The organism is Pantoea sp. PvP021 (genome assembly GCF_054056055.1).
Genome location: NZ_JBSRXX010000003.1, coordinates 215611 through 232360 on the forward strand (window position 1 = coordinate 215611; position 16750 = coordinate 232360).

General features: G+C 58.0%; 16 protein-coding genes. 6 read left to right on the top strand and 10 right to left on the bottom strand.

Annotation, left to right across the window (positions count from 1 at the left end):
- The first annotated feature begins 86 nt into the window (after positions 1 to 86).
- On the top strand, positions 87 to 2936 hold the full coding sequence (locus ACVKSX_RS12605; protein ID WP_010671103.1) for a sensor domain-containing protein: 2850 nt from the start codon (positions 87 to 89) through the stop codon (positions 2934 to 2936).
- Positions 2937 to 2992: 56 nt separating this feature from the next.
- Here the strand turns inward: ACVKSX_RS12605 and ACVKSX_RS12610 are convergent, their stop codons facing one another.
- Positions 2993 to 4057 (bottom strand): LacI family DNA-binding transcriptional regulator, encoded by a 1065-nt coding sequence (locus tag ACVKSX_RS12610; RefSeq protein WP_010248992.1) that lies wholly within the window; start codon positions 4055 to 4057, stop codon positions 2993 to 2995.
- Positions 4054 to 4308, bottom strand: coding sequence for a hypothetical protein (locus tag ACVKSX_RS12615; RefSeq protein WP_033770027.1), 255 nt, complete (start codon positions 4306 to 4308; stop codon positions 4054 to 4056). The genes ACVKSX_RS12610 and ACVKSX_RS12615 overlap by 4 nt, the downstream gene beginning before the upstream one ends.
- Between ACVKSX_RS12615 and ACVKSX_RS12620 the strand changes: the two genes are divergently transcribed.
- Together ACVKSX_RS12620 and ACVKSX_RS12625 are read left to right on the top strand one after the other, a co-directional pair.
- Complete coding sequence (locus ACVKSX_RS12620) at positions 4280 to 5590, top strand: MFS transporter (RefSeq protein ID WP_010248988.1); 1311 nt, start codon at positions 4280 to 4282, stop codon at positions 5588 to 5590. The two genes, ACVKSX_RS12615 and ACVKSX_RS12620, sit on opposite strands and share 29 nt — an antisense overlap.
- Before the next feature lie 10 nt (positions 5591 to 5600).
- Complete coding sequence (locus ACVKSX_RS12625; RefSeq protein ID WP_354438866.1) at positions 5601 to 7964, top strand: glycoside hydrolase family 31 protein; 2364 nt, start codon at positions 5601 to 5603, stop codon at positions 7962 to 7964.
- A 60-nt stretch (positions 7965 to 8024) separates the two neighbouring features.
- On the opposite strand, the gene ftnA is transcribed toward ACVKSX_RS12625, so the two are convergent.
- Positions 8025 to 8531, bottom strand: coding sequence for a non-heme ferritin (gene ftnA / locus ACVKSX_RS12630; protein WP_010248984.1), 507 nt, complete (start codon positions 8529 to 8531; stop codon positions 8025 to 8027).
- A gap of 489 nt (positions 8532 to 9020) precedes the next feature.
- On the opposite strand from ftnA, the gene ACVKSX_RS12635 reads away from it, so the two are divergent.
- Genes ACVKSX_RS12635 through ACVKSX_RS12645 form a run of 3 tightly spaced genes read left to right on the top strand, consistent with a single transcriptional unit; the run spans position 9021 to position 11260 of the window.
- Complete coding sequence (locus tag ACVKSX_RS12635; RefSeq protein ID WP_163799421.1) at positions 9021 to 9689, top strand: nucleoside recognition domain-containing protein; 669 nt, start codon at positions 9021 to 9023, stop codon at positions 9687 to 9689.
- On the top strand, positions 9679 to 10152 hold the full coding sequence (locus ACVKSX_RS12640) for a YjiG family protein (protein ID WP_010248980.1): 474 nt from the start codon (positions 9679 to 9681) through the stop codon (positions 10150 to 10152). Before ACVKSX_RS12635 ends, ACVKSX_RS12640 begins: the two co-directional genes overlap by 11 nt.
- 4 nt (positions 10153 to 10156) lie before the next feature.
- Positions 10157 to 11260 (top strand): M20 peptidase aminoacylase family protein, encoded by a 1104-nt coding sequence (locus tag ACVKSX_RS12645; RefSeq protein ID WP_033758792.1) that lies wholly within the window; start codon positions 10157 to 10159, stop codon positions 11258 to 11260.
- A 41-nt stretch (positions 11261 to 11301) separates the two neighbouring features.
- On the opposite strand, the gene ACVKSX_RS12650 is transcribed toward ACVKSX_RS12645, so the two are convergent.
- From ACVKSX_RS12650 to ACVKSX_RS12680, 7 genes are all read right to left on the bottom strand, one after another.
- The gene (locus ACVKSX_RS12650; protein WP_122889617.1) at positions 11302 to 11973 is read right to left on the bottom strand and encodes a DUF1989 domain-containing protein; all 672 of its coding nucleotides are present in this window, start codon (positions 11971 to 11973) and stop codon (positions 11302 to 11304) included.
- Between the two features lie 13 nt (positions 11974 to 11986).
- Positions 11987 to 12652, bottom strand: coding sequence for an amino acid ABC transporter permease (locus tag ACVKSX_RS12655; protein WP_122889677.1), 666 nt, complete (start codon positions 12650 to 12652; stop codon positions 11987 to 11989).
- Positions 12652 to 13302, bottom strand: a complete 651-nt coding sequence (locus ACVKSX_RS12660) for an amino acid ABC transporter permease (RefSeq protein WP_187512101.1) — start codon at positions 13300 to 13302, stop codon at positions 12652 to 12654. Before ACVKSX_RS12660 ends, ACVKSX_RS12655 begins: the two co-directional genes overlap by 1 nt.
- A 6-nt stretch (positions 13303 to 13308) precedes the next feature.
- Positions 13309 to 13956, bottom strand: a complete 648-nt coding sequence (locus ACVKSX_RS12665) for an urea carboxylase-associated family protein (protein ID WP_163799419.1) — start codon at positions 13954 to 13956, stop codon at positions 13309 to 13311.
- A complete protein-coding gene (locus tag ACVKSX_RS12670) occupies positions 13940 to 14569 on the bottom strand; it encodes a DUF1989 domain-containing protein (protein ID WP_122889620.1) in 630 nt (209 codons plus the stop codon). Before ACVKSX_RS12670 ends, ACVKSX_RS12665 begins: the two co-directional genes overlap by 17 nt.
- A gap of 3 nt (positions 14570 to 14572) precedes the next feature.
- Positions 14573 to 15400 carry a transporter substrate-binding domain-containing protein gene (locus ACVKSX_RS12675; protein WP_124890326.1) on the bottom strand — a complete coding sequence of 276 codons (828 nt, stop codon included), beginning with the start codon at positions 15398 to 15400 and terminating at the stop codon, positions 14573 to 14575.
- A gap of 249 nt (positions 15401 to 15649) precedes the next feature.
- Positions 15650 to 16501 carry a MurR/RpiR family transcriptional regulator gene (locus ACVKSX_RS12680; protein ID WP_124890325.1) on the bottom strand — a complete coding sequence of 284 codons (852 nt, stop codon included), beginning with the start codon at positions 16499 to 16501 and terminating at the stop codon, positions 15650 to 15652.
- Positions 16502 to 16750: the final 249 nt, after the last annotated feature.

The following is a 16750-nucleotide window of genomic DNA, read 5'->3' on the forward strand; positions in this document are numbered from 1 at the left end:
CTCAGCTCTTTTCGGCTGTAGTCTGCGCACGCTATTAAGAACATTCCTAAGCCGTCATCCGGCTACAGAGCAGCAGGCTAATCACAATGGATAATAACTCTGAGGTCATCTATCGCATGCTGGTACAAAGCGTGAATGATTACGCCATCACTATGCTAAAACCTGACGGTATCATCGGCAGCTGGAATCAGGGTGCTCAGCGCACGATAGGCTATACGCCAGACGAGATGATTGGCTGCAGCTTTGCCCTGTTGTATAGCGAAGAAGATCGCCGCCGGGGCCTGCCGCAGCGTGGGCTGGATATGGCTGCCACTGCCGGACACCATGAAAGCGAAGGCTGGCGCTATCGCAAAGATGGCAGTGCTTTCTGGGCGCACGAGACGATCGACCCGATACGCAATGACGCCGGTCTGCTGGTGGGATACGCCTGTATTACCCGCGACTGTACTCAGCAGCAGGAGCAGCAGCGCAAAGAGCGGGAGCAGGAGATGCGCTTCCGCCTGCTGGTGGAGGGCGTTACCGATTACGCTATCTATATGCTCGATCATGACGGCAACGTGGTGAACTGGAATGCCGGGGCACAGCGCGCCAAAGGCTATGTGGCGGAAGAGATTGTCGGCCAGCATTTTTCCCGCTTCTACAGCGCCCAGGATCGCCTGAACCGTGTCCCGGAGCAGAACCTGCAAACCGCTTATCGCACCGGCCGCTTTGAAGATGAGGGCTGGCGCTACCGCAAAGATGGCAGCGCCTTCTGGGCGCATGTGGTGATCGACACGATCCGCGACGATCAGGGCAAGCTGCTGGGCTACGCTAAAATCACCCGCGACTGCACCGAACAGCAGCGCGTCCGCAGCCAGCAACGGGAGCAGGAGCAGCGTTTCCGTCTGCTGGTAGAAGGAGTCACCGATTACGCCATCTATATGCTCGATGTCGACGGCGTGGTGGTGAACTGGAATGCCGGTGCGCAGCGTGCCAAAGGGTACAAAGCGGATGAAGTGGTGGGTCAGCACTTCTCGCTGTTTTACAGTTCCCAGGAGCGGCTGAACCGCATCCCGGAAGCGAATCTCGGTATCGCGCTTAAGACCGGCCGTTTTGAAGATGAGGGCTGGCGCTACCGCAAAGATGGCAGCGCCTTCTGGGCGCATGTGGTCATCGACGCGATCCACGATGATGACGGTAAGCTGGTCGGCTTCGCTAAGATCACCCGCGACCGCACGGAACGCCGTGAGCAGGAGCAGCAGGTGCTGCGCGCCAGGGATCTGGCTGAAGCCCAGAGCACCCAGAAAACCGCGCTCTCTAAATTCCTGGATAACATCATCGCCAATATTCCCTCCTGCGTGATCGTTGAAGATGCGATCACCCGCGAGATCCTGCTGGTTAACGACCGCACTCAGCAGCTGTTCGGCCTGTCGAAATCGCTGATCGTCAACAAGCGCCCGCATGAATGTATGTCGCCCGAACTCAGCGATTACTTTAATAATCTGGCGGATGTTGCGCTGCGCAGTGAGGGCATGCATGAGCGTGAGCAGTTGCTGATGACCGCCAGCGGCGAACGCATTCTGCATACCCGCGCCACCGCGATTAACGGTCAGGATGCGCGACGTAACTACCTGATGCTGCTGGTGGAAGATGTCACTGACCAGCGCGCTGCTGATGCCCGTATTCACCATATGGCGCACCACGACAATCTCACCAGCCTGCCGAACCGCATTCTGTTCCGCCAGCGTCTGAGTGAAGCCTTGCGCACTGCCGGTCAGATACAGCGTCAGACTGCCGCGCTCTGCCTTGATCTCGATAACTTTAAAAATGTGAACGATGCGCTGGGCCACCAGATTGGCGACGAGTTGCTGCGCAGTGTGGCTAAGCGTCTGCGTAACGCGCTGCGTGACCAGGATACTCTGGCGCGTATCGGAGGCGATGAGTTCGCCATCGTGCTGCCTTCGGTGGCCAGTAATGAAGAGGCGAGCATTGTGGCGCAGCGCCTGATTGAGGCGATTCGCCCGCCGGTCAACGTTGAAGGCCATAATCTGTCGGTCGGACTCAGCGTGGGGATTGCGCTCAGCACCACCATTACCAATACGCCGGAGCAGCTGCTGCGCTGTGCGGACATGGCGCTGTATGAAGCCAAACGCAACGGTCGCAACCGCTATGAGCATTTCACGCTGGAGATGGACGATGTGGCGCGCAGTCGACGCCTGATTGAAAACGATCTGCGCGATGCGATTAGCGGCGGGCATCTGCGGCTCTACTATCAGCCCATCACCAACGGCGATAACCGCACCATCATTGGCTATGAGGCGCTGATGCGCTGGCATCATCCGATTCGCGGGCTGATCATGCCCAACGACTTCATCCCGATCGCTGAAGAGACCGGCCTGATTCATATGCTGGGGGCGTTTGCACTCTACGAAGCCTGTCGCGAAGCGGCGAGCTGGGAAGGGGAGCAGTCGGTCTCGGTCAACCTCTCACCGCTGCAGTTTAAAAACAGCTCGCTGGTGCCGGTGGTGGAAGGTGCGCTGAAAGAGTCGGGTCTCGATCCGGCGCGGCTGGAGGTTGAGATTACCGAATCAGTGCTGCTGGATGATTCGCTGGGTAATATCCGTACCCTGCAAAATCTCAAGGCGCTGGGCGTGCAGATTGCGCTGGATGATTTCGGCACCGGCTATTCGTCACTGAGTTATCTGCGATCTTTCCCGTTCGACAAAATCAAAATCGACAAATCCTTTATTAATGATATGGGTGACAGCCGCGAGGCGCTGGCGATTATCCGCGCCATCACCGGCATGAGTCGCAGTCTGGATATCCAGATTACTGCCGAAGGGGTGGAGAGCGATGAGCAGTTCGCTAAGCTGCGCGATGAGGGCTGTACCCTGTTCCAGGGCTTCCTGTTCGGACGGCCTCAGCCGTCGGAACTGCGGCTGAAAACGCTGGGTTAATCCGCGCCGGGTTAATCCATACCGTGTTAATCCATACCGTGTTAATCCATACCGTGTTAATCATAGAGGCCATGCTGCTGGACCGGCGCATGGCTGAGATTATCGCGAATGCGCCGCACCGACTCGCGCACCACCAGCCTGCCATTCAGCAGCAGGCTGCCGGTGGGTGTGCCTGGATTCAGTCGCATCTCCTGCAACATTCTCACTGCCGCTGCGCCCAGCTCATCACGCGGCACCTGCACCGAGGTCAGCGGAATATCGTGGATAGCGGCCAGGTTAAAGCCATCCATACTCATCACCGAAATATCCTGCGGCACCCGCAGGCCAGCCTGCTCCAGCGCAGTGACGGCGCCCGCCGCAATGTAATCACCGCTGGCGAGAATCGCGGTCGGGCGCAGCGCATCAGGGCAGTGGCGCAGATATTCACTCAGCCGTTCCGCCGCTTCATTGCTGCTGAAGCTGTTCAGGGTCAGCAGATGCTGGCGGCTGTCAAACCGCAGGTTCATGGCATGCCAGGCGTCGCGCACCCCCTGCAATCGCTGCTCCATGGTGTAGCGGCGCAAGCAATGCAGCGACAGGATCTGCCGGTGTCCCTGCTCAAACAGATAGCGCGCTGAGAATTCACCGATCAGCTGATGATGGGGCGAGACCGAAGGCAGGCGCATTCGGCGATCGCGGGCGTTAATCAGCACGCAGGGTTTGTTCATCTCCGCCGCCAGCTGATGAATATGCTCATCATCAATGCCGATCAGCAGTGCCGCTTCGGTCTGCTGCATCTTATCGATAAACAGCGCCGCATCACTTTCTACCTCCTCCAGCGGGCAGTAGCGCAGCCGCACCTCATGCGGCTCCACCGCCTGGCTGATCCCCTGAATCACTTTGTAGTAGAAGATGTCACTGCGTACATCAAAGGCGCGCGGCGGGGCAAAGACCATCAGGTTATTCAGCAGCAGGCGACCACTGTGCAGATTGTTAAGCACGCCCTGCTGCTGCGCCACGGCCAGCACTTTGTCACGGGTGGCGGGCCGGGTATTGGCTTTACCCGCCAGCACCCGCGACACCGTACTGATGGAGACGCCGCTGAGTGCCGCAATTTCGCTTACTTTCAGCCTTTGTTTCATTCTGTGATCGCCTTCAAATCTGCTGATGAAAAATTTTTCATAACATGCTGAATCGCGTCAGATAAGCGTTTCAGTGCCATTTTCTGCCGGGATTCAGCCTGCCATGAAAAGCGTTGCAAAAAAGTGTCTGTACCCACGTTTCGCACTTTTCTAAGTTCGTTACAGGACACGCGGTACGCCAGCAGGCGGTGTGCGTCATCAATGGCAATCAGGAGTGGCACAATGAGCCTCGAATCAACAACCAAACCCATCAGTGCATCCCGCACGGTGCGCGTGATTAAAAATTTACGCTGGTGGATGCTGGGAATGTTCCTGCTGGGTGTAACCGTCAACTACATCACCCGCAACTCGCTCGGCATTCTGGCACCGGAACTTAAAAACAGTCTGCACATGACGACCGAACAGTACTCCTGGGTGGTGGCGGCGTTTCAGCTGGCCTATACCCTGTTTCAGCCAATCTGCGGCTGGCTGATCGATGTGATCGGACTGAAAATGGGCTTCCTGATCTGTGCGCTGATCTGGTCGGTGACCTGTCTGCTGCACGCCGGCGCGGGAAGCTGGCTGCATCTGGCATTGCTGCGCTTTGTCATGGGCGCCTCTGAGGCGGCGGCAACGCCCGCGAACGCCAAAGCGATCGGTGACTGGTTTCCGAAAAAGGAGCGTCCGGTCGCGGCGGGCTGGGCGGGCGTCGGCTTTTCGATTGGTGCCATGCTGGCACCGCCGATTATTTATGTCGCGCACATAACGTTTGGCTGGCAGGGCGCCTTTCTGCTGACAGGCGGGCTGGGCCTGCTGTGGGTTGCACTCTGGTGGTGGGGATATCACTCGCCCGAGAGCCATCCTCGTCTCTCTGATGAAGAGCGGGCCTTTATTAATCAGGACAACGAAGCGATCGGGGAAAAACTGCCGTTCTTCACCGCGCTGAAAGTGATTGGTAAAGAGAAGAAATTCTACGGCATCGCCATCCCGGCTTTTCTGGCCGAACCGGCCTGGGCGGTCCTGAGCTTCTGGGTGCCGCTCTATCTGGCCAATGAGCGCGGCATGGATCTCAAGCAGATCGTGATGTTTGCCTGGCTGCCGTTTCTGGCCGCCGACCTCGGCAGCGTTGCCAGCGGCTATCTGACCAAAATCTATGTGCGCTGGTTTGGTCTCACCCGCGTCAATTCGATTGTTGCCAGTTCGGTGACCGGCGCACTGCTGATGGTCTCACTGGCGCTGATGACGCTGGTAAAAGATCCCTGGCTGGCGATCGCCCTGATCTCCGTCGGTGGCTTCGGCCATCAGGTGATCTCCTGCATGCTGAGCGCGCTGGTGGTGGAGCGTTTTGATCGCCGCCAGATGGCCACGGTCAACGGCATGCGCGGCTCCTGCGCCTGGATCGCCAGCTTTATCTTCTCGCTGATTATCGGTGTCACCGCCGATACCATCGGCTTCAATCCGCTGTTTGTGGCGATGGGCTTCTTTGACCTGATTGGTGCCGTTTTCCTGGTGATGCTGGTCGCCGAACGCCGCCAGCGCCCTGCTAACCCATAAGGATATCGCGATGAAAACCCTGAAGAACTGGACGCTGCATCAGCAGGCCGATCACTTTGTTGAACTCAAGGTCGAAGATCGTCACTTCCTGCGGCTTTACGTGCTGGAGGATAAGCTGATGCGCGTGCTGCTGAAGCGCGACGGTGAGCTGGCGCTGAACCGCACCTGGAGCATTGCGCCTGTCAACGACGTGCCCTGGCAGGGGCGGGATCGTGAGGCGCTGGATGGCTTTACGCTGCCGGCATTTAAGGTTGAATACGATGCGCAGCAGTTGCGCATCAGCACGCAACGGCTGCGTGTCACGGTGCATCAGCCGCTCTGCCTGAGCTGGGAGCAGTTTGATGGTGAGAGCTGGCAGCCGCTGGCCGCCGACCGTCACACCGGTGCCTATCTGCTCAATGCGCACGGTGATGGAGTCGAGCACTATCAGCGTCGCCAGCCGCAGGATCGGGTTTATGGCCTGGGCGAGAAGAGCGGCGACCTGAACCGCGTTAACCGCCGTTTTGAGATGCGTAATCTGGACGCCATGGGCTACAACGCCGCCAGCACCGATCCGCTCTATAAACATATTCCGTTTACCCTGACGCAGCGCGATGGCGTCAGTTTTGGCCTGTTCTATGACAACCTGAGCAGCAGCTGGCTCGATCTGGGGAATGAGCTGGATAACTACCATCTCCCTTATCGCCGTTACCGCGCCGAAGCGGGCGATCTCGATTACTACATGATGCTGGGCCCGACGCTGCTCGACGTCACCAAAGCCTTTGTGCGTCTGACCGGTCGCACCCTGTTTCAGCCGAAGTGGAGCCTGGGTTACAGCGGGTCCACCATGCACTACACCGACGCGCCCGACGCACAACAGCAGCTGCAATCCTTTATCCGTCTGTGTCGCGAGCATGAAATTCCCTGCGACTCGTTCCAGCTCTCATCGGGTTACACCTCGATTAACAACAAGCGCTACGTCTTCAACTGGAACTACGACAAAGTCCCGAATCCCAATGCGCTGAGCGACGCGTTTCATACTGCCGGAATGAAGCTGGCAGCCAACATCAAGCCCTGCCTGCTGCAGGATCATCCGCGCTATCAGGAAGTGGCTGCGCAGGGGCTGTTTATTCGTGACTCTGAGCAGGATCGTCCTGAGCGGTCGGTGTTCTGGGACGATGAAGGATCGCACCTCGACTTCACTCATCCGCAGGCGGTGCGCTGGTGGCAGGAGAATGTCACCCGGCAGCTGCTGGAAAAGGGCATTGATTCCACCTGGAATGACAACAACGAATATGAGGTGTGGGATGGCGAAGCGCGCTGTCACGGTTTTGGTCAGCCGATCGCCATCAAGCATATCCGGCCGGTAATGCCGTTGCTGATGATGCGCGCCTCAATGGAAGCCCAGCAGCAATTTGCACCGGACAAACGCCCTTATCTGATCTCCCGTTCCGGCTGCGCCGGGATGCAGCGCTATGTACAGACCTGGAGCGGCGATAACCGCACCAGCTGGCAAACCCTGCGCTACAACATCCGCATGGGACTGGGGATGAGCCTCTCCGGGCTGTTTAACGTCGGGCACGATGTCGGCGGCTTCTCGGGCGATAAGCCGGATGCCGAGCTGTTTGTGCGCTGGGTTCAGAACGGCGTGATGCACCCGCGCTTTACTATTCACTCCTGGAATGACGATCACACGGTAAACGAGCCCTGGATGTACCCGGAGGTCACACCGATGATCCGCGAGGCGATCCGGCTGCGCTATCGCCTGATGCCCTATATCTATAACCTGGCGTGGCAGGCCAGCGTGGAAGATGAGCCGATGCTGCGCCCGACCTTTCTCGATCACGAGCAGGATCCGCTGACCTATCAGGAGTGTGATGACTTTATGCTGGGGCGCGATCTGCTGGTCGCCAGCGTAGTGGAGCAGGGCGCGCGCAGTCGTGAAGTCTATCTGCCCCGTAACCGCGGCGGCTGGTATGACTGGCACAGCGGCAAGGCGTTTGCGGGCGGCGAGACCATCACGCTGGATGCGCCGCTGGATCGGCTGCCGCTGCTGGTAAGGGCCGGTGCGGTGATCCCGCTGGGCGAGTGCGAAAGCACCACCGATGCGCGGCGTGATACGGTGCGGCAATGGCAGCTATGGCCTGCCCCCGAAGGCGTGCAGACTCAAGGCGAAATGTTTGATGACGATGGCGAGAGCCACGGCTGGCAGCAGGGTAATGCGCTATGGCTTCGCTGGACGCTCTGCAGCAGCGCCACGCGTATCGACCTGACGGTGGAAAAACGTGGAGATTACCAGCCAGCCTGGCGGGAGATCGCGCTGTTACTGCCTGCGGGTGAAAGCCGTGAACTGTGGGTGAATGGCGTGAAAGCCGCGAGTTACCGGCTGGAATAGCGGTGCAGTGGTGTCAGCAAGACGGCAATAAGATCGGCCCCGAAAAGGGGCCGATAAACATTATTCTGCGTGGTTCTCGGTGCTCATGCGGCCCAGATCTTTATCGACCAGGAACAGACCGTTGCCGCTGTTGCTGACCAGCGCCAGTTTATCCAGCACGGTTTTGAACAGCTTCTCTTCTTCATGCTGCTCGGCGACATACCACTGCAGGAAGTTGAAGGTAGAGTAATCCTGTGAGGTCATGGCAGCATGGGCCAGTTCATTGATTTTGCTGGTGATCAGCTGCTCATGCTCCAGCGCCTGCTGCAGAATTTCATTCAGCGAGGTGAAAGAAACTGGCGGCGCAGCGATGGTACCCAGCACCGGCATGCCGCCGGTATCGCTCAGGTAATCAAACAGACGCTGCATATGCTGCATCTCTTCGCGTGAATGCATCTTCAGGAAGGAAGCGGCACCCTCAAAGCCTTTGTCGCTGCACCAGGCGCTCATTTGCAGATAAAGATTGGCAGAGAAAAATTCCAGGTTCAGCTGGTCGTTTAAACGACCAGTCATTTCAGCAGTCAGCATGGCCGAGTCCTTTTAAGAAGATGTTAAATAAACAGGTATAGTCGGTGAATTATGCATCAAATATGTTAGTAAAGCGAAGGCTTTTCCGCAAAAACAGCTAATTTATCTGATTGATTTAAATAGAATTATTTCACAAGTTGAATACGAGCGATTCTCATTCTGCATCACTCCTTATCGGGCAACAAAATCAGAATTTCAGCACCATGATAGTGCGCCCGGTCGCTATCCTGCTGGTGCAATCGCCGCTGAAGCTGGAGAAATAGCGGTCATCTGATGACGCGCCGGAAATATCACGTTGCTGTCAGAAAAAGATATTTCGCAGAGCCATAACAGGCATGGCGTGGATTAAACGCCCAGAGGTGACAGCAGGGCCATTAATCATCGCGCGCCAATCGGCTCTGGCATAAATCATGCTTAGAACTCAGTTCCATATATTGAAACTTGCCACGGCAGGGAACAGGCGGCAAGCCAGGTTATCAGGAGAAAATAATGTCAGATGAAAGTGTGGTAAGTCCGGTAAAAATGACGGCGACCAAAGGCAGTTATGTCGCGTTAATTTTTGCCATCCTGTTTTTCTCAGGGCTTTTTTATAACGTCGAGGGTCTTTCATGGCTGGGCGCCTTTGACTTCACCACGCTGGGCGGCAGCTTTGGCACCATGAAAGATCCCGCCAGCAACACCTTTCTTGGCGCAGGCGGACTCAGTGCCAAAGCGGGTTTCCTGTTTGCGCTGTCGCTGACGCCCACGGTGATGCTGGCGCTGGGCGTGCTGGAAATCTTCACCCACTACGGCGCGATTCGCGCGGCGCATCGGTTGCTGACGCCGCTGCTTAAGCCGCTGATGGGGCTGCCGGGCAATTGCGGTCTGGCGTTAATCACCGACCTGCAAAGTACCGACGCGGGCGCGGCATTAACCAAAGAGATGGCCGACCAGAATCAGATCGGTAAAAAAGAGGTGGTGGTGATGAGTGCCTGGCAATATTCCGGTGCCGGCTTAATCAATAATTATTTCGCCATCGGCTCCGCGCTATTCGCCTCAATGACGCTGCCGATTATTATTCCGCTGTTATTAATGTTCGTGCTGAAATTTGTCGGTGCGGCGATAACGCGCGCTGTGTTAAACAGTGTTTATAAAAAGGATTTCGCCGATGGAAAATAAAATCACGACCAGCAGTAATCCCTTTGATGTGTTTGTGACCGGCGCGCGTAAAGGCTTTCACATCGCCATTCACAACCTGATGCCAAATGTGGTGATGGCCTATGTGCTGGCAGAAGTGCTCAATCTGCTCGGCATCATGCAGTTTCTCGGGCACGTTTTTGCGCCAGTGATGGGGCTGTTCGGGCTGCCGGGTGAGGCAATTACGGTGCTGCTCACCGCCTGGCTCTCATCGTCGGCGGGTACCGGCGTAGCGGTGAGTCTGCTGACCAAAGGGCTGCTGACCGGCGCGGATATCACGATTCTGGCCCCGGCGATTTTCCTGATGGGATCGCAGCTGCAATATATGGGACGGCTGCTGGGCGTGGCCGATGTGCCAAAAAAATACTGGCCGCTGCTGATGCTGGTGAGCATCATCAACGCGCTGATCGCAATGTCTGTTATGCGTCTGTTTATTCAGGAGTAACGCTGTGTCTAAGGTATTAGAGCATTACCACTATTTGCACGAAATTCCGGAGCTGGGTTTTCAGGAGGTGAAAACCTCGGCCTACATCGCCGATCAGCTGGAGAAAGCGGGCCTGAAGGTGACGCGCAATATCAATAACACCACCGGCATTGTGGCCGAGATCGACAGCGGTGTACCGGGCCCGGTGCTGGCGCTGCGCGCGGATATGGATGCGCTGGGGCACATCATTGATGGCGTGCCGTGTGCGCGCCACACCTGTGGTCACGACGGTCACTCTTCGGTCGTGCTGACGGCGGCGACGGCTCTGCTGCAGGAGGGCGCGGTGAAACGTGGCCGGCTGAAGATCCTGTTCCAGCCCGCCGAGGAGCTGGGCGCCGGTGCGCTCTCAATGATCGAAGGTGGCGCACTGGATGATGTGGAGATGATTCTGGGGTTCCATCTGCGTCCGCTGGAGGAGTGCGTGGTCGGACAGGCGGTGCCTGCGGTGCTCTACTCAGCCTGCAGCACGCTGGAAGCGACCATCAAAGGCCAGCCCGCCCATGCGGCGCGTCCGCACCTGGGGGTGAATGCGCTGGATGCTGCCGTACAGGCGGTTCAGGCGGTCAACGCCATCCACCTCTCGCCCGGCCTGACCTGGAGCGTCAAAGCGACCCGCTTCCTGTGCGACGCCGGTGTCACCAACTCGGTGCCGGATGAAGCCCGCGTAGTCTGGGATCTGCGTTCGCAGGAGAACGGGCCGATGACGCTGCTGAAAGAGCAGGTCACGCGCGCCATTACTCACAGCGTGGCGGCACTGGGTGCCAGCGCCGAGGTCCGCGTATTAAAAGAGATGCCCGCCGCCGAGATTGATGATGAGGCGACGGCGGTGATCCGCGCCGCGATCGTCGAGGTGCTGGGCGAAGAGGGCGCGCTGTCAACCCGGACCACGCCAGGCAGCGAGGACTTTTTCTACTATCCGGTGAAGCGTCCGGGTGTAAAAGCGGGCTTCTGGGGGCTGGGCACCAACCTGACGCCCGGATTGCATCATCCCGACATGCATTTTGATCTCGACTCGCTGGAGATTGGTGTGCAGATCTTCAAAGCCTGCGTCAGAAAGGTGCTGGGATAGATATAAACGTTGCCCGGCTCGCGGCGGGCAACGCATTCCAGTCAGGCTGGTACCCACGGCCCTGCCAGCGGGGGCTGAGGAAAACCACCGGTAAGAATACGCAGCTCCGCATCGCGCGGGGTATTATCGCCCGCACCCTGAATGCTGACGATATCCTGTGGGCAGGCGGAAAAAGCCACATAGCAATCCATTTCCGCGCGAAGAATGATGTAATCCCCCGGACGCGTCACCACCGGTAGCGTTTTTAGCGTTATGCCGTCTGGCTGCACCTGAATATTCATAAAAATATTAAACGACGCCAGATTGCCGTGCGGCAGCTTCACGCCCAGCGCCGCCATTCCCTCAAACAGATTGTCATGGCAGTTGCGGTGCGGTTCGGTACAGCCCAGCAGTTCATAGCGGCGTGCATCGCAGGCTGCCATAAAGGTGTCGTGTACGCCCGGCGAGGTATCCGCTACCAGTGTCAGAATGGGATGGCGCTGGCTGGTGATAAAACTGTCGCCCACCCGGGGATTAAGGCGCTGGTTCCAGACCCGTGATGCCTCCATCGACATATATTCAGTCAGGTCGGTTGCGTTATACGCCCAGCAATCCACCACCTGTGTGCCGTGCAGATTGATGACCTGCACGGCTTCGCCCTTGCGCAGTAATACGGCTTTACCGTGACGTGCGGGGACTAGCAGCGCATCGCGCTGCTGATATTCAACTGACATACTATTCTCCTGATCAATGTGGCAGAGTGCGACGGTAGCGCGTCATACGAAATTCAATACGGCGTGTCAGCCAGTCGAGCAGGCTGTTGAGTACCCAATAGCAGAGCGCAACGGTGAGGTAGATCTCCAGCGGAGCATAGGTGGCGGAGATCGCTTCTTTGGCCGCGTACATAAACTCCTGTACTGAGACGATAGAGAGCAACGCGGAGTCCTTGATCAGACCGATCAGCAGCCCAACCAGCGGTGAGAGCATTTGTGGCAGCGTTTGTGGCAGTGCCACGTCACGCAACTGCTCCATCCGGCTCAGCCCCAGTACGCGGCTCGCTTCCCACTGACCGCGCGGCAGCGTCTTGATCGCGCTGCATATGACCTGGGCAACGTAGGGGGCGTAGTAGAGCGTCAGCGCGAGCACGCCTGCCTGAGACGAGCTGAAAGTGAGGTTATATTCTGGCAACACGAAATAGAGCAGGTAGATCACCACCAGCAGCGGCAGCGCCTGGGTCAGCGCACTGTATAAACGCAGCAGCTTTCGCCAGAAAGCGGGCGCGCGCAGCATCCCGACCGCCATGATGACGCCCCACAGTAACGAACAGAGGGCCGCGACGGCGCAGAGTTGCAACGTCACTGCCATTCCTTCGCCGAGTGACGGCAGCGCCGTAAGAATCGCCTGCCAGTCCATCATGTGCGTTTCCCTCTGCGTTCGAGTTGATGCACGATGCGCATCAGCGGCAGCGCAATCAACAGATAGCCCGCAGCCACCAGCAGTAATACCTGTGTTGACTCATAGGTGCGGGCGATCACGATCTGTCCGGCATAGGTCAGTTCGGTGAGCGCCACCACCGATGCCAGCGGCGTGGTCTTGAGCAGAATGGTAAATTCGCTCACCAGCATCGGCAGGCTGGCGCGCACGACCTGTGGATTAATGACGTACCACCAGGTCAGCCACCGGCTCAGTCCCAGCGTGCGTGCAGCTTCGCGCTGACCGCGTGTCACCAGACCCTGATTCACGCGCAAAATCTCCGCCACGTAAGCGCCACTATTTAAGCCAATGGCGACCACCGCCGCCAGCATGGGGTGTCCGCCAAGACCAAGGCGTGGCAGGGTGAAAAAGACTACAAACAGCTGCACGATGGCGGGGGTGCCGCGCATCAGGCTGACGTAGAGACGTCCTGCACCGCGCCACAACCAGAAGCGTCGCAGCTGAAGAAAGCAGCCGAGCTGGCCCAACACCAGGCTAAGCAGCGCCGCCAGCACAGTGAGAGAGAGCGTCATCAGCAGGCCATGTCCCAGTTCGGGCAGGGCGCTGACGACCTGTTCGTTCAGCCCCATCACCGGCTACTCCCTGTTAAAATCGGACAGATTTTCCGCAACAGCAAGGCGAAGCGGCGCAGGCTGGTCATTACCCTCAATTCCGGTATTGCAGGCGGAAACGACAAACTGCATATCCATGGTGACGCGGCAGGTAACCGCGTCGCCCGCGCGGGTCAGATTGGGTTCAGGCAGGATCTCGCCCGCCTGCGTGAGTCTGAGGTGCATGAAGAGATTGATAGGATCGGGCAGCTTCGGCACCCGGATGCCGAGACGTGACAGCTCAAGACTTACCGCCTCGACACATCCCTCATCCTGATAACCCCGGGAGGCGAGGAAGTCGCGCGTCGAAGCGGGAAGCAGCAGGTCGTGACGTTTTACGCTATCTTTGCCCAGCACCATCATCGGACGGCGGCGATTGTTAACCAGGCGCATGCCGGAGCCGAGCAGATAGCTGTTGCTAAAGACGCGGGTGTGGTGAACCGAGAGCCATACCGCCGGATCCAAAAGGCTGAACCCGAAAAGCGACGCCACCGCGCCCGGCGCCAGCGCACTGATGCGTAGCAGCTGGCCGCGCAGCACCTGAATTGCGCCGACATCACCCGCTGCGACGGTGAGCGGAGCGGCAACCGGACGCGGCACCTCTTCCGTAAAACCTTCACGCATAAGCAGCATGGTTGACCTCCGCAGGCTCGTCGTCATGGATCTCAATGGCGATCGGCGTGACCTGCAGGCCGTTGCCGGGAATGATGTCCTGTGGACAGGAGGAGACGGCGCAGATGAGATCGCACAGCGCCTCGAACACGATCCGGTCACCGGCCCGACTGTGTGGATCGGTGACCTCCATGCGTCCGTCGGCGGTCACCGGGCCGTTCTGAAACAGGTTGAACGGTTCCGGTAATGAGTAATAGGTGATGCCGTGCGCCTTCATGCCTTCCAGCAGATTATCGACACAGTTGCGATGGCCCTCTATGCCGAAATCGACGCTGAAACGGGTGCGATCGCAGGCGGGGACATTGGCATCGTGAATGCCAATGGTGTCGGAGACGATGCGCAGCAGCGGTCGGTTGTCGCTGGACCAGAGTGCATCCCCTGGCTTGAAGAAAAGCGAGCGCAGATGCTGGCGGGTATGCACCGGCGAGAGCTTCTCATTATGATTAGCCGCATTCACCGCAACGAAGTCAGCGGCCTGCTGCCCCTCGCTGTCGATGATGATAATCCGCTGGCCTTTACGAACCTGAAAGGTGCGGCCGTGCCCGGCGGGTACCGAGAGAGAGTGATGACTCATCGCTTACTCCATGGGAATAAAGTTGCTGGCGGGCACAGTAAAGGTGGTGCCGAGATACTGCTTCTGAAGCACTCCAAGTTTGCCGCTCTGCTGCATGGCCAGAATATGGTCACTGAGTGCCTTGTTCAGACTGAGGTCCTCTTTACGCGTGGCCCAGGCCATCCACTGCGAAGGCCCCACTTCGCCGGCCTGCGCGATTTTGTCGGGATACTTCTTCACGATGGGGGCCAGCACCGCAATATCATCCAGAACAAAGTCGGCACGCTTCGTCATCAGCGTGCTCACGGTTTGATCCAGGGTATCGACACTGATAATGGTAATTGGCGGTTTGCCTGTTTTCTTCAGCTCGTTATTGAAGTTTTTCAGCAACTGTTCCGGCACGCTGGCGCTCTTAACTGCACCACGCAACCCTGACAGGCGCTCGGGAGAGAGAGTGAGTTTGCTGAACTTTTCGGCGTCGCTTTTACGCATCAGGACGCCGTTAACCGTTTTGCTGTAGGGCACGGTAAACAGCACTTTTTTCGCACGCTCAGCGGTGACGTTGAGTGAAGATCCTTCCGCGTTGAAAGAGCCGGAGATCAGACCGGGAAGAATGCCGCTGAAGGCGGTTTTCTGAAACTCCAGTTTCACGCCCAGATCGTCGGCAAAAGATCGCATGATGGCCACGCTATAACCGGTGACCTCACCTTTGTCACTGGTGTATTCATAGGGTGGAAAGGTCGGGTCGATACCGACAGTGATTTTGCCGGCACTCTTAATGTCCGAGAGCGTATCAGCCTGCGCCGCACTGACGGCAAGCAGCGCAGTGATGAGCAGTGCAATTTTTTTCATTATGCTGGTCCCTGGTATTGGTGAAGGTCACCTGTACCTGAGCAGATTTTGTGCCACGTTGTGACAGCGGAGAGGCAGAAGGCAGGCGCGCGTCCTGCTTTTATAAACAGAATCAGTGAGAAACATACGTTTCTCATTATGATATTTATTTTTCTTTTGTTTCTTTGACAGTTTAAGCGGTCAGACATGCCGGACAGCGGTGCACCTTTTCAGGGCATCAGTTGAACAAAAATGCGCCAGAATGGCGCGCTATTCGAGCTCGTCGAGCTGCTGGTGCAGAACTTCGATGGCGGCGAGACGATCGCTGCCCGCCTTGCCTGAATGGCGCGCCACCAGCGAGCAAAGCAGGTTACAGACGCCGGAGAGCGCCACGGTGCTGTCGAAAATCAGACTGCCGTCGGTGTGGCAGCGCAGTGTCCAGCGCGCGTGGCGTGCTGGTTTGCCCGCCAGTGCATCGGAGAGATAGAGCATAGGAACCTGCTGCGCACTGAGTGCCGTCATCGCCGCATCCAGCGCGGGCATCCGGCGGCGCAGACCGACGCAGATTGCCATATCCTGCGGGCCGAGAGCCGCCAGCTGTTCGGCCAGCGAATCGCCCGCGCGTGGCAGCAGCGAAACGCTGGGATGGACGTGCAGCAGATCACGATAGATCAGGGCAGCGATAGTCTGGCTGTGACGCCAGCCCAGCACCACGACGCGACGCGCCCCCGCTATCGCCTCAACACACGCCTGCAGCGTTTCCCCCTCCAGCGAGCGGAAGGTATTGACCAGATTGGCAATCTCTTTTTCAAGATGGTGCTGCATCAGGCTATCGAAGGGCGAGGCACTCGAGCCTGAGTGCAGATAAAGAGGCGAGCCGCTGTTCTGCATCTCCCGCGCCTGACGACGCGCCGCTTCGTAGCTCTCATAGCCGAGATGACGGAAAAAGCGCGTGGCAGTCGCTTTGGAGACGCCCGCACTCTGCGCCAGTTCCGTGGCGGTATTCATCGCCAGCTGGCCGGGTGCCGCGAGCAGTACTTCCGCCAGCCGTTGTTCGTGAAGGGAAAGCTCATCCCAGTATTGTCGAATACGGCCCTCCAGGGGGACCGGTCTGGCGCTCATGGGTGATTCCCTGAAAATGAAAACCTTTATCCTGCACAGTGTGTGCCGGGTTGTCATCTGTTTTGACCACTGCGCGCCGGGGGGCAACAATTTCCGCCGCCGCTGTTCGCCGCCGCGTGCAAAATATTGTATGCTATGCCGCCTTAAAGCTGACCAGGTAACCGGAATTCACGCCAATGTAACTTCGCGCTGACCCGCCAACGATGAAAGATCGTTTTTGGCACCGTTTACCCGCCGGTAAGGTTCTGC